Origin of the sequence: Croceibacterium atlanticum (assembly GCF_001008165.2) — a bacterium.
Taxonomy (GTDB): Bacteria; Pseudomonadota; Alphaproteobacteria; order Sphingomonadales; family Sphingomonadaceae; genus Croceibacterium_C; species Croceibacterium_C atlanticum.
In genome coordinates, this window is the sequence record NZ_CP011452.2 from 274286 (window position 1) to 287744 (window position 13459).

Below are 13459 nucleotides of genomic sequence, written 5' to 3' on the forward strand. Positions count from 1 at the left end.
ACGCTAATAAGAAAGGCATGAGTACACGGAGCGCACATAGGGGGCAGGTGCTGCTCGAAGGGGGGCGCAGGTTCGGATCGATACCGGGCCTGCTCGCACGTGCCTTCGCGCCCGGGTTTCACAAGATACTCGACCGGATAGATTGCGGGCTGGAAACTGGCCGCATCTGCGCTCAATTGCCCGATGGGGCCACGCGCGAACTGGGCGGCCGTGCCCCGGGCTTCGAAGCTGAGGTGACGATCATCGACTGGCGTGCTCTTCTGCGGCTCGCGACCGGCGGATCTGTCGGCTGGTATCAGGCGTGGGAGGCGGGCGAATGGACCAGTCCGGATCCGGTTCCGCTCTTCGCCCTGTTCATGACCAATGGCGAAGCGTTGGGCAATATCGGCCGGGCAAAGGGGCCGTGGCGCTTCGTTTCACGCCTGCTGCACGGCCTCAACCGCAATACGCGGACGCAGGCGGAAAAGAACATTCAGGCGCATTACGATCTCGGCAATGATTTCTACGGCGCCTGGCTCGACCCCACGATGAGCTATTCCAGCGCCTATAATTTCTGGGCCGGTGGCCTGGAACAAGGGCAGCGCAACAAGTGGCAGCGCCTGGCGGACCGGCTCGGCAAGCCGGAAACGCTGCTGGAAATCGGCTGTGGCTGGGGCGCTCTGGCTAATCATTTCGCCGAGGCAGGATCGCAAGTGACGGCGATAAGCCTGTCCGATGAACAGCTGGCATGGGCGCGGGATCGCCATCCGGGCGTCGATTTCCGCAAGCAGGATTATCGCGATGTCGATGGCCAGTTCGATGGCATTGTCAGCGTTGAAATGGTGGAGGCGTTGGGCCGGGAATACTGGCCGACCTTTTTCGATTGCCTCTCGCGTAATCTGAAGCCGGGCGGACGGGCGGCAATCCAGTTCATCGCCATTCGGGAAGCATTCTTTGATGCCTATGCCGCCAATGCCGATTTCATCCAGGCCTATGTCTTCCCCGGCGGCATGTTGATCAATACCAGCGAGTTCCGCCGCCTGGCCGAGGAACGGGGGCTGGCCTGGCAGGATCAGGAAGATTTCGGGCTGGATTACGCCGAAACGCTGAAATGCTGGCGCGAAAATTTCAACGAAGCCGTGAGGCAGAAGCGCCTGCCCGAAGGGTTCGATGCGAATTTCTGCGATCTCTGGCGTTTCTACCTGATGTATTGCGAAGGCGGATTTCGCGGCAATGGCATCACGGTCAGCCAGGTGACGCTGGTAAAGAGCTGAATCGTCAGACCGCGACCCGGCCGGCGCGGGCCTGTTCGATAATGTGGTCGTGCACGACCGGGCTCAGCAGGCGGGCAAAAGCGCAACCACAGGCATTGTTTTCCCACCACACGACTTCGGCCTGCAGCGATTCCAGCCCCGGCAAGGTCAGCCAGCATACCGAACCGGGATGCAGCCGCGTGATGGAGGTTGCCGAAAAGCCCGAAAGGGACAGATCGTTCACCACCGTCTGGAAAGGCCGACCGCCAGAGACGCGCAATCGCGCAGGAATGGCAACCCTTGTGCGGGGCGCGCTGCGATCTTCCTGCGCGGCAATGCCATAGCTACCAAGTGCGTTTTGCAGGCTCATAGGGCGTTCCAGTCAGGTGGGTTCCGGACCAAGCATGGCTCCCGCAGGGTCATGCTTGGCGGAAAAAACACTGGAACTGGTTATCGATGGCTTTCCGCCAATGGTTAAGCCGGATTTTCCACTCTTTCGCGGATCAGCCCATGCCAGTCCCGCTGGAGCATTTCGATGATGTGGTCTGCCACCGTTTCCGGCGCCTTCACCGTCTGCGGATCTTCGCCAGGATAGGCGCGGGCGCGCATTTCCGTGCGCGTCGCCCCTGGATCGAGGATTGCCACCCGCGTTTCTGAAATCCGCTCAACCTCCTGCGCGTAACAGGAAAGCAGCGTATCGAACGCGGCCTTGGTGGCGCCATAGGCACCCCAATAGGCGCGCGGCGTGGCACCGACCGAGCTGGTCAGGCCGATCACGCGGCCGGCCTTGCTGCGTTTCAGCAGCGGGTCGAAGGCGGCCAGAAGAGCCTGCGTGGCAAGCACATTCAGCGTCAGCGCCTGGTTGAACGGCTTCGCCTCGATCTGGGTGACCGGGGTAAGCGAGGGCAGCATGGCCGCGCCGATCACAAGGATGTCCAGCCGGTCCCAACGTTCGGCAATCGCGGCGGAAAGGCGGGCGATGGAATCGCTCTCCGTCAGATCCATCGGGGCGATGGTGGCCGTGCCGCCCGCTTCGTGGATTGCATCTTCCACCGCCTCCAGATCGCGGACCTTGCGGGCCGTGATCACGACATGCGCGCCTGCGGCGGCAAGCGCCTTGGCCGTTGCGGCACCAATGCCGCGACTGGCGCCGGTTACGAGCGCAATGCGCCCTTCGAGAGGTTTGCTTTCTGCCATCAGGACACCGGATCGGGATCGACGGGAAGGTTCAGCTGCGCCTCGGCCGCGTGCCTTTGCTCCAGGTCGGTGAGCGGGGTGGGGTAATCCCCCGTGAAGCAGGCATCGCAATATTGCGGACAAGACTTGGTCCGGCCCGGCAGGCCGACCGCGCGGTAAAGACCATCGATCGAAACGAAGGCCAGACTGTCCGCCTTGATGAAGGCGCACATCGCCTCGACATCCATGCGACCGGCAAGGAGTTTCGACCGTTCCGGCGTATCCACACCGTAATAGCAGCCATGGCCGGTGGGCGGGCTGGCGACGCGGAAATGCACTTCCTTTGCACCCGCATCCCGCATCATTTCGACTATTTTCATGCTCGTGGTGCCGCGCACGATCGAATCGTCGATCAGGACGATTCTCTTGCCCGCCACCAGCAGTCGGTTGGCATTATGCTTGCGCTTCACGCCTGCATGCCGCGCCCCGTCCGAAGGCTGGATGAAAGTACGCCCGACATAGTGCGACCGGATTATGCCGAGTTCGAACGGAATGCCCGATTGCTGGGAATAACCGATTGCCGCCGGCACGCCGCTGTCCGGCACGGGCACCACATAATCAGCTTCGATCGGCGCCTCACGGGCCAGTTCGACCCCGATATGCTTGCGCGATTCATACACGGATCGCTCGTTAAAGATCGAATCCGGACGGCTGAAATAGACATGTTCGAAAATGCAGGGACGCGCCGGACTGTCGCCGAAGGGCCGATGGCTGCGCATGCTGCCGTCGAAATCGACCTCTATCATTTCGCCCGGTTCGACCTGGCGGATGAATTCGGCGCCGACCACGTCCAGAGCCACCGTTTCGCTGGCAAATACGGTCGCATCGCCAAGCCGGCCCATCACCAGCGGGCGAATGCCCAGCGGATCGCGGCAGGCAGCCATGCCGCGCGGCGTGGTGACAATCAGCGCATAGGCGCCTTCCACCAGGCGCAGCGCATCCACCAGCTTGTCCAGCATGGTGGGATAGCGGCTGGTGGCCACAAGATGGATTATCACCTCCGTATCGGAGGTAGACTGGAAGATCGCGCCCTTGCTGACCAGTTCCTGGCGCAATTTGGATGCGTTTGAGATGTTGCCATTGTGCGCGACGGCGAAACCGCCCGAGGCGAGATCGGCATAGAGCGGCTGCACATTGCGCATGCCGGTCCCGCCGGTCGTGGAATATCGGACATGACCGACAGCCATGTGGCCGGGCAATTCGCCGATTGCCTCGCCGGTGGAGAAATTCTCCGCCACGTGGCCAAGGCCGCGGCGGGTATAGAATTCCGTGCCGTCAAAGCTGGTGATGCCGGCCGCTTCCTGCCCGCGATGTTGCAGGGCATGAAGGCCAAGGGCACAGGCGGCGGCAGCTTCGCTGGCGCCGATGACGCCGAACACGCCGCACTCTTCGCGCAGCTTGTCGCCATCGTCATCTAGGAAAGGATGGGTAAAATTCATATGTCTCGTGGGGTCGCCGGGCGCGCCGCCCCAATGGCCGTTGCGAGCATAAATTACAAGGACGTTGCAGCCCTTACCTCAAAAAGCTGCCACTGCCCGGGGCGCGGGAACACTGTCTGAAGGTGCGCCGCCGGAATGACGGTTCACTGATCCCCCTTGTTCAATCGAGTCGTCCGTTTGCCGGATCGGCGCGCTCATTTACGTTCCCGACCCCGCGGGCACTATCCTCGCCAGCAGGGCGAGCGACAGGAGGGGGTAGGGCGAAGCACAGCCTCAGGTGCCTCCAATTCGGATCTTTCAGATAACTCGGCCGGAGCTGGGTGGGGGTATTGAAGTAAACGCCGATCAAGAGATGATCGCCGGCTCTTCTATCAAGTGGGGAACGACGAATGGTATAACCGGGTGCTTAATACAGCAGGAGATTTTCAAGTCGTCCGCCGTGTCGGAAATCGGCGGCGGCTGTGGAAAATGCCTCTCCCCATCGCAAATAGGGGACGGATTTAAAAGGATATCCTTGATTTTTAATCCTCGCTGGCGTGTGTTGCCGACCTTGCAGGCTAGTGGTTCTGCGCAGGGTGTGGTGCAATGATTTTCATAAGCTTATAGCTTACCGACAAGGCGGGAAGCGTAATGAATTTCCAGTTAAACCATCTGCCGTTAAGTGCACGGCCCGAACGACCGCTTGCTCCGTCGCTGGAGCAGGTGCGCCTGCGGCTTGTACTTGGCCTGATGTTTCTCGACATCATTACGATAGTTGTCGGTTACGGCTTTACAGGTCTGTTGTATTACGGCGATCCGCTGTCCGAATATGCGGCCCGCAGTGCGATGCTCATGGGGCCGGTATTCCTTGTCGTTGGTGTGCAGAGCGGGCTTTATCGTCCGCAGATCAACACATCCTTTCCAAGGGCGGCGCGCAAATGCATCTCCACGATTGCAATTGCCTTTGTCGGCCTGCTCTTCATCATGTTCTACGCGAAGGCTTCGGACAATTTCTCCCGCGTTGTTTTCACCTTTGGCAGTGCCTTTAGCCTGCTCCTGATGCTGCTTTCGCGCTCTGTGGTGATCTCGCTGGTGAAACGCTTTGTGGGTCCGTCACTTACCAACACCATGGTTATTCATGATGATGGTCCCTCCATCGATATGAAGCACGCCTTCTGCATTGATGCCGCGCAACACGGGCTCTCGCCTGATGCAACCGACCCGCTGAATCTCGACCGTGTCGGGCGATATCTTCAGAATATGGACCGCGTCATAATCTGCTGTCGCCCTGAGGAGCGGAACAGGTGGGCTGCGCTTTTGCGATCAGCCGGCGTGCAGGGCGAATTCGTATCGGAATCGCTTCGAAAGCTCGGCGCCTTCGAGATGAAGCGCGAGCGAGGATTTTCTACGATTGTCGTGTCAACCAGACCTTTGGGTATTCGGGCGCGTGCGACCAAGCGGATGCTGGATGTCTGCCTGAGCAGCATTGCGCTGCTGCTGCTCTCCCCGTTGATCATTATAGTAGCGGCGCTGATCAAGCTTGAGGACGGCGGGGCGATCCTGTTCCGGCAACAGCGCATGGGGCGGGGTAATCGCTTTTTCTGGATATATAAATTCAGGTCAATGCGCGAGGCGCATAGTGACGCTCATGGGTTGCGTTCGGCTTCGCGCGACGATGATCGGACAACGCGCATTGGAAAAATCATACGCCGGACAAGTATCGATGAATTGCCGCAGCTGTTCAATGTATGGCGGGGTGACATGAGTTTGGTCGGCCCGCGTCCACATGCGTTGGGTTCACAAGCCGGGGAAAAGCTGTTCTGGGAGATCGACGGACGTTACTGGAACCGCCATGTGCTGAAACCGGGGCTTACCGGTCTGGCGCAAGTGCGCGGTTTTCGCGGCGCGACGGATCAGGAAAGGGACCTTACGGACAGGCTGCAGGCCGACTTGGAATATATCTCGAACTGGAGTTTGTGGCTGGATTTGAAGATAATTGTGAAAACCTTCGGCGTTCTTGTTCATGACAACGCCTTCTGACTATTTGGTATAAGTAGGCGCATCCCGGAGTTTCATTAGTCGTGTTGTTCAATCCAGTGCCGATATCGGGCACCTGCAGTGGATCTGCCAAAATCGAAAGCCGAAAAGCGTGAGGCGGGTTCGCAGGTCAAGGCATGGCCGGGCGATCGGCGGCGACCGTTGGTCGGGCCGGATAGACAAGCCAGTGCTCCTGGGCTTAGCAGCAGTTGTGCTCGCTGGAATGCTCATCTTTGGAGGGGCGCCAAACCGGATAGGTCTTCGCTTCGATTCAATCGTTCTAGCAGGCGCAATTCTGCTGGCGGCGGCAGTCTGGCATGGGGCGTTGGCTGCCTTTCAGAAGCTTCCGTTTTGGTTCCGTCTATTTGCGGTCCTCGTGATGGTTCTTCCGCTCGTGCAGCTGATCCCATTGCCACCTTCAGTCTGGCGGAGTTTTCCTGGCCGTGAAACGGCTACGGCGATTCTCGATCTTGTCGGGGCGGGTCAGCGATATCGACCGTTGAGTCTGGACCCAATGGCTACCCTCGCGGCCTGGTTGTCCCTGGTGCCTGCATTCGCACTTTTCCTTGCTTCGATTACTCTAGGAGACCGTGAGAGGCGTTATCTCGGGGTCATCGTTGTGAGCGTCGCCCTGCTCGCGATCGTTATCGGTGTTTTCCAGTTCGGATCACGAGGGGCGTTGTTCAATTTTTACGATTCTTCTCATCGGCAGTATCTTCTCGGCTTTTTTGCCAACCGTAATCACCAGGCCCTGTTTCTTTGTATGTCAGCGATCTGGTTTTCCTATTTGCTTGAAACTGACCGGCGTCTTGCCTCGCGGGCTCCATTGATCGTTACGCTGCTGCTCATACTCGTTGGCGGGGCAATTCTCGCCACGTTTTCTCGAACGGGCGTGGCGCTCTTCATGGTTGTGACCGCAGTGCTGGTTTATCGCATTCTGGCAAGGCAGCGGAAGCGGAAAGTGTTGGGTTTAGGTTTGCTGGTCGGTGCTACGCTGATCGCCCTGACTTTTATGTCATCCAACAATATCGTGGCCAATTTTTTTGAAAGGTACGATACGGTGGAAACCGACGCGCGTTGGAATTTTTGGGTTGTAAGCTGGCAAATAATTAAAGATAATTTTCCCATTGGTTCGGGCTTAGGAACGTTCGTGCCAATTTATGCCGCATATGAGCCACTTGTTTTTGTTGACCCTAGATACGTTAATCATGTGCATAATGATTATCTCGAGCTTCTTCTGGAAGCGGGGGTCGCGGCAGGGGTGTTGCTGCTGTTCGCTCTTGTCCTGTTTGTGTTGGCGGTTTCTCGCTTGCGGCCTTGGTCGGGTGAGCGGCCGGCAGGCTTGCTGCTCCTTGTCCCTCTTCTCGTCGCAACGCACTCGATCGTTGATTATCCCATGAGGACGGTAGCCATTTTTTGCGTTCTCGCTCTAGTCTTGGCTGAGGTCATGGCGCATTGGTGCACCGTGAAAGATACGCAATCAGGCTTGGGATGAATGCTAGCCTTGCCGTGCGTTGGCAGGTTGCTAGAGCGCGGCATCAGTCAAAAGAAAATCAGTCAGTGAGAAGGAGGCTGGGTTTTGCGTCTTAGGTGGCTTGCTTTCGTACTTGCAGTTGGCCTTTCGGCTGGTTGCAAGACGACCAATATGCCGACCGGAGGCGCGGCCTATGATGTGATTCCTGCCCCTTCGGCAGTTTCTCGCCCCGCGGAGTATCGCATCGGGCCTCTGGACTTGCTGAAGATTAGCGTATTCCAGGAGCCTGACTTGTCGCTGGAGGAAGTGCCTGTAGACGCCAGCGGCAATATTCTGTTTCCGTTGATCGGCCGTATTGGCGTAACCGGAAAAACGAGCACGGAACTTGCCGAAGATATCGGTCGCCGGCTGGGGGAAAAGTACCTGGTTGATCCGCAGGTGACGGTTATCGTTTCGCGTTCCGCATCGCAAAAGGTTACCGTTGAAGGCGCGGTCACACAGCCCGGCGTTTTTGAGATTGAGGGCCCCACGACGTTGCTGCAGGCAATGGCACTGGCAAAAGGGCCAACACAAACCGCAAAGCTGAATGAAGTAATCGTGTTTCGTCGTCAGGAAGATGGCGTATATGCTGCGCGGTTTGACTTGTCGGATATTCGGAAGGGGTTGCAGCCCAATCCTGAAATACTGGGCAATGATATTGTTGTTGTAGGAAATTCCTTTGCGAAATCGCTCTTCAGGGACTTCCTGCAGGTGTCGCCACTTCTTGCGACGGTTTTTGTGCGGCTGGACTGATGTTAAGGCTTGGACAGATTGGGTAATTTTATGAGTTCGGCTGGGCAGAATTTCATTGGTGCAGACAGTCCACGTATGATCGAACGTGGCGATGACGACCGCTCCCTTCTTGGTGACATTGATTTCGGGGCCGTGTGGGCGGCCATTTATCGCTCACGTTATTGGATCGGCGGAATCGTAATTGGTGCTCTTGTCCTTGGTGTGCTCGTTACGCTGCTGACTACCCCGGTTTATCGGGCGAAAGCGACCGTTCAGATCGATCAGGAAGCCGCCAAGATTCTGGGCACTGAAGATACCAATATGACAGCGGCCATTCAGGACTCTGACCGCTTTCTTCAAACCCAACTGGATGTCATTCGCAGTCGATCACTGACCATTACAATTGCTGAAGACCTTGGGTTTTTCGACGATCCGGATTTTCTGGTTGCGATGGGATACGATCCCGAGGTGGAGGCTTACGGTGCGCTAACCGCAGAGCAGGCGAAACGAGAGCAGGTTATCCAGACTCTCTCCGAGAATCTTGGAGTGGCTCTGCCTGTTGACTCGCGGGTCGCGTCTATCACGTTTGACAGTCCCGATCCCGAGTTGGCTGCGCAAATTGCGAATAGCTATGCGGAGAACTACATACGATCGAACTTGCAGCGGAAGTTCGATACTTCCGCCTACGCACGCGAATTTCTCAAAGGGCAATTGGATGAAGCGGCTGCGAGGCTTGCCGAGTCTGAACGTCAGGCGCTTGAATATGCGCGCAACACGCGTGTGATTGATGCAAGCAATGCAGCGCAAAGTGAAACGGGCCGTTCTGGTCCCAGCTCGCTCGTTACCGCGACTTTGGTACAGCTCAATGAGGCCTATGCGGTAGCTTTGGCGCGAAGGATTGAGGCTGAGCAGAAATGGAATGAAACACGTAGCCAGCCCGTGATGGCCTTGCCGGAAGTCCTCAACAACCTTGCAATCCAACGTCTTCTAGAGGAGCGGGCGAAGCTTCAGGCGTCCTATGAAGAACAGCTTCAGCGTCGCCGGCAAGATCATCCTGTCGTCAAGCAGGCGAAGGCAAGCATCGACGAAATAGACCGGCAAATAAGCAATATCGCTGTTGGTATACGTCAGACCGTTAACAGTAATTATAGAGCTGCAGTCAAGCAGGAGCAGGCCCTAGAGGCACAGATAGCCCAGTTAAAGACCGATACTCTAGACGAGCAGGGGAAGTCTGTTCAATTGGGTATATTGCAGAGACAGACTAACAATAATCGGGAACTATACGACCTTCTGTTGCAGCGCTTCAATGAACTCAATGCCGAAGCTGGCGTGCAGGCAAACAACGTCGCAATCGTGGATCGGGCGGATATTCCGGACAAGCCGGTCGTGCCGAACATTCCATTGAATCTCGCTCTATCGCTGGTGGGTGGAATCGCTTTTGCTGGTGCATTCGTTTTTGGCCGCGAGCAATTCTTCGATACGGTCCGAACGGCTGACGATCTCACTCGCAAGGTCGGGGTCGCGGTGCTTGGGGTTGTTCCGTTTGTGAAGGGTGGAGTGGACGTCGCCGAAGAAGCTAAAGACAACAAGACGACGATATCTGAAGCATTTTCATCTATTCGTTCGTCCCTGATGCTTTCTTCCTCGAACGGTTTGCCTAACAGTCTTATGTTCACAAGTGCGCAGCAGGGTGAAGGCAAGTCGTCAGCTTGTTTCGCCACTGCGCTTGCCCTTGGCCGGGTTGGAAAGACTGTCCTGTTAATGGATCTCGATCTGCGGAGGCCTCGTCAGCATCATCTATTTAATCTCGATAATGCTTGCGGGATGTCTAATTTGCTGACGCATAACGCAACGGCGGACGAGGTTATTCAGAAAACTGAGTTTGAGGGGATAAGTGTTATTCCGAGCGGGGGTATCGCCCCCAATCCGACGGAGTTGTTGGCCGGGCAAACATTCAGGGAGATTGTGCGGAAGTTTGAGGGGCTTTACGACGTGGTATTGATTGACAGTCCGCCATTGCTCGCTCTGGCGGACGCAGTTGAGATCGGTTCGGCAACTGACGGTTCGATCTTCGTTATCGAGTCTGCCCGGACGTCTTCCTCTGCATTGCGATCAGCCATGGAAAGGTTACGTCACGGCGGTGGCAGCATTCTAGGCGCGGTTCTTACGAAATTTGATCCCAAAGAAGCGGGCTATAGTTATTACTATGCCTATGATTACCAGTATAAAGCTGGGGATAATTAATTAAAAATCGTGGGCTAATATTTGGGTTGCTTTAGCGTACCGTAAATCAGGAATTTGTTCCGTTTCAAGCCGGCAGGCCGGCTTGGGCAAGAACGCTGAAAGGAGCCCCAGTGCACTGCTTTGACGTGGCCCCCATTATACTTCCCTACGTTCGATTAAAATCCGGCCCTGTTGAAAGGCGGACAAGATGAAGCATAACGACTTTCTAGAGGAGTAGATCATCGGTGTGCTCTAGGAAGAGGAGGCAGCGCGAAGGCCGCGGATCTGGATCGGCAGCACGGGTTTCCGAAAACGACGAGCTCCAACTGGGAGTTTAAGCACTGCGGAATTGAGGTGTCGGGGGCTCGGCCGATGAAGGGGCTAAGCTGATCGCTGTTGGCGGATGTGGGTGTGGGCCAGGCTTTGTGTCGAATAGTGGACGTTCTCCGCCAAGCGGCAAGCTGTGGCTCATTTCCGGGCCTGCCGTGGGATGAGTGAGCCGTGTCGTGGATGCCGATAGCAAAAGCGTACGCTACTGCTCAACGCGCGCCGACGATGCTGAACTGAGAGAGAAGTGGCGCGAGCTGGCGAAGCGACACTGGAGTTTGGATTTCGTGCACGACCAGATGGCGTCCGGATCGGCGGTCCAGGGTGCTCAACGTGGTTGATAACGAGACCAAGAAGTACCTGGCAACGGTACCGGACACGATGATCTCCGACGTGCGCCGGGTGTGCGCGAACCAACCGAGCTGATCGCGACGCGATGCAAGCCTTGGTTGATCGTCAGCGACAACGGCACGGAGTTGCTCTCCCTCGCGAGACCACTGTCTGGGTTGAAGACTTCAACGGCGAGCGGTCGCACTTGGCCCTTGGATACGTAACCTCAGCGGCATCCTCTGCCTAACTGTAAAAGCATAGTCTGTTCCGCTCCCCTCTGCGGGCTCCGCTGCGCAGCCCATTGCTTCAACGGCGCTCATGCGCAAAACCACCACACGGCTCTAATCCCAGCCGGGGGAGGCTGTGGTTCACGTCGGTTGCAGAAGAAAGGCGAAAACATCATGCTGGATACAAGTCCAAACTCCACAGGAAATCGCTTTAGAGCCAAAAGATTACGAGACTTTTTAGAAATCGCCTACAAGGTTGCTGACGAAAAAGGCAGGTGCCGTGTGATCGATGTCGGAGGAACGACAGGATACTGGCAAACATGGGATTCATACGTCGATTGGCAGAAGTTAGACGTTGTTTGTGTCAACCTAAATCCAAGCCATGCGCACGCAACGTTTGACAAGGTTACGGTGAGGCGCGGGGATGCGACCCATCTTGATGATGTCGAAACCGATAGCTTTGACCTTGCCTATTCCAATTCTGTGATCGAGCATGTGGGGCGCGAGCGTTTCAGCGCATTTGCGAACGAGGTTAGACGTGTCGCCACAGGTTTCTTCGTGCAAACTCCCAATTTCTGGTTTCCATACGAGCCGCATGCGCGCACACCACTCCTTCATTGGATGCCTGATGCGATTTCGGCCCGCCTGCTATTACGCCATAGGCTTGGCCACTGGGAAAGGGTAAACACCCTCGAAGAGGCGATCACAAAACTCCGCAGTGCAGAACTCCTGACTCGTAGAGAATTCGCTCACCTCTTTCCTGACGCGACTATTCATGCTGAGCGATTTTTTGGTCTAACAAAATCGCTTATTGCTGTGAAGCGACCTTGGGCCCTCTGAGTTCAGACGTTATCCAAGTTATCCTTCAGTTTCGGCCCGGTTTACAAGGACGCTCTGTTGTCTGGTTATGTCCTGTGAGTAGCCCCTAGATTTCTGGACGCCTTCTGTCCTAATTTTGAGGACAAGAGAAGACGATGCGGAAGCCTAATTCAGCGATGAGTTCCAACGTGGTGCGGTGGCTCAGATCACCGAGCGCGGGTATCCGGTAGCGGAAGTTTCCGAGCGGCTCGCTGTGTGCCTGGAAGCGGCAACTGGCGAAGGTGGTGTCTGGCGATGCCGGCAAGGACGTGGAGCTCCGCCAGTTGAAGCGCGAGTGGAATCGGGTAACCGAGGAGCGCGACATTCTAAAAAAGCCACCGCATATTTCGCTCGAGATGCAAAGTGAGATACGCGTTCATTGCCGAGCATCGTGATCGTTTCGGTGTGGGTATGTGCCGTTGCCTCGCCGTGCAACCGAGCGGTTTCTACGCCTGGTAGAAGAGCCTGCTGAACCCAGCGGGCACGGAAGATGCTCGGCAGACAGAGCTGTTGCGGCGGGCCTGGAACGACAGTGGCAAGTTCTATGGCTACCGCAAGCTACACGATGACCTGCAGGATCGCGGCGAGACCTGTTGCCCGGCTGACCAGCTTGGCGGGCATCAAGGCGCAGATCGGCTACAAGCGCAGGGCTGGCAGCTATGGCGGCAAATTGTCTCTGGCAGTCAACAACGCTTTGGATCGCCAGTTCGACGTAGCTGCATCAGGCCGGGCCTGGGTGACAGAGATCACCTACATCCCCCCATCTTGGAAGGATTTGCCTATCTGGCTGTCGTGATCGATCTCTATTCCCGTCCCGCCGCGTGGTGGGTTGGTCGATGCAGAGCCGGCAGACCACCGATGTAGTCCTGCAGGCGCTGACCATGGCGGTCTGGCGGGGCAAGCCCAAGCAGCGGTGCCGATCCACTCAGGCCAAGGCTCGCAGTTTACCGGCATGGACTGGACTGCCTTCATCTGGGCACACAATCTTGAGCACTTGATGAGCCGGCGCGGTAACTGCCATGACAATGCCGATGGCGAGAGCTTCTTCTCCTCGCTCAAGCGCGAGCGCATTCGGCGCCGGACCTGCAAAACCCACGAGGAAGCACGACAGGACGTGTTCGGTTATATCGAGATGTTCTACAATCCTGTGCGCAAGCACGTCAGGAACGGGATGCTGTTGCCTGTCGAGCTCGAACGGCAGAGGATTTTGAAAGCCGAAGGCGTCTAGAATCTAGGGCTACTCACAGTGCTATGCTCGACTACTTGGCAAGGTGAAACTAAGTTTGCATGTGTAGGGCTTGCGCGGAGTGTAGATATAAGTCTTAA

The 13459-nt window shown here is 56.8% G+C and carries 9 protein-coding genes and 2 pseudogenes; 8 read left to right on the forward strand and 3 right to left on the reverse strand.

Annotated elements, in window-relative coordinates; all coding sequences use genetic code 11:
• Window positions 1–17 precede the first annotated feature (17 nt).
• Complete coding sequence (locus WYH_RS01390) at window positions 18–1253, forward strand: SAM-dependent methyltransferase (RefSeq protein WP_046902403.1); 1236 nt, start codon at window positions 18–20, stop codon at window positions 1251–1253.
• A gap of 4 nt (window positions 1254–1257) precedes the next feature.
• On the opposite strand, the gene WYH_RS01395 is transcribed toward WYH_RS01390, so the two are convergent.
• The 3 genes from WYH_RS01395 to purF all read right to left on the reverse strand — a co-directional run bounded on the left by WYH_RS01395 (window position 1258) and on the right by purF (window position 3907).
• Window positions 1258–1602 carry a PilZ domain-containing protein gene (locus WYH_RS01395; RefSeq protein WP_046902404.1) on the reverse strand — a complete coding sequence of 115 codons (345 nt, stop codon included), beginning with the start codon at window positions 1600–1602 and terminating at the stop codon, window positions 1258–1260.
• 104 nt (window positions 1603–1706) lie between these two features.
• The gene (locus WYH_RS01400) at window positions 1707–2429 is read right to left on the reverse strand and encodes an SDR family NAD(P)-dependent oxidoreductase (RefSeq protein ID WP_046902405.1); all 723 of its coding nucleotides are present in this window, start codon (window positions 2427–2429) and stop codon (window positions 1707–1709) included.
• Window positions 2429–3907, reverse strand: coding sequence for an amidophosphoribosyltransferase (gene purF / locus WYH_RS01405; RefSeq protein WP_046902406.1), 1479 nt, complete (start codon window positions 3905–3907; stop codon window positions 2429–2431). The genes WYH_RS01400 and purF overlap by 1 nt, the downstream gene beginning before the upstream one ends.
• Before the next feature lie 630 nt (window positions 3908–4537).
• Here purF and WYH_RS01410 point away from each other — a divergent pair.
• The 7 genes and pseudogenes from WYH_RS01410 (at window position 4538) to WYH_RS01435 (ending at window position 13361) form a co-directional block, all read left to right on the forward strand.
• Window positions 4538–5926 carry an exopolysaccharide biosynthesis polyprenyl glycosylphosphotransferase gene (locus WYH_RS01410; protein ID WP_046902407.1) on the forward strand — a complete coding sequence of 463 codons (1389 nt, stop codon included), beginning with the start codon at window positions 4538–4540 and terminating at the stop codon, window positions 5924–5926.
• Window positions 5927–6110: 184 nt separating this feature from the next.
• Window positions 6111–7418, forward strand: coding sequence for an O-antigen ligase family protein (locus tag WYH_RS01415; RefSeq protein WP_169780665.1), 1308 nt, complete (start codon window positions 6111–6113; stop codon window positions 7416–7418).
• 150 nt (window positions 7419–7568) lie between these two features.
• Window positions 7569–8189: a polysaccharide biosynthesis/export family protein gene (locus tag WYH_RS01420; RefSeq protein WP_053833328.1), complete on the forward strand. Its 621-nt coding sequence runs from the start codon at window positions 7569–7571 to the stop codon at window positions 8187–8189.
• A gap of 75 nt (window positions 8190–8264) precedes the next feature.
• The gene (locus tag WYH_RS01425) at window positions 8265–10412 is read left to right on the forward strand and encodes a GumC family protein (protein WP_053833329.1); all 2148 of its coding nucleotides are present in this window, start codon (window positions 8265–8267) and stop codon (window positions 10410–10412) included.
• 249 nt (window positions 10413–10661) lie between these two features.
• Window positions 10662–11393, forward strand: a pseudogene (locus WYH_RS16380) (IS3 family transposase); the annotation flags it as partial.
• A 56-nt stretch (window positions 11394–11449) separates the two neighbouring features.
• A complete protein-coding gene (locus WYH_RS16385; RefSeq protein WP_082347724.1) occupies window positions 11450–12115 on the forward strand; it encodes a class I SAM-dependent methyltransferase in 666 nt (221 codons plus the stop codon).
• Window positions 12116–12290: 175 nt separating this feature from the next.
• Window positions 12291–13361: pseudogene (locus WYH_RS01435) on the forward strand (IS3 family transposase).
• Window positions 13362–13459 lie beyond the last annotated feature (98 nt).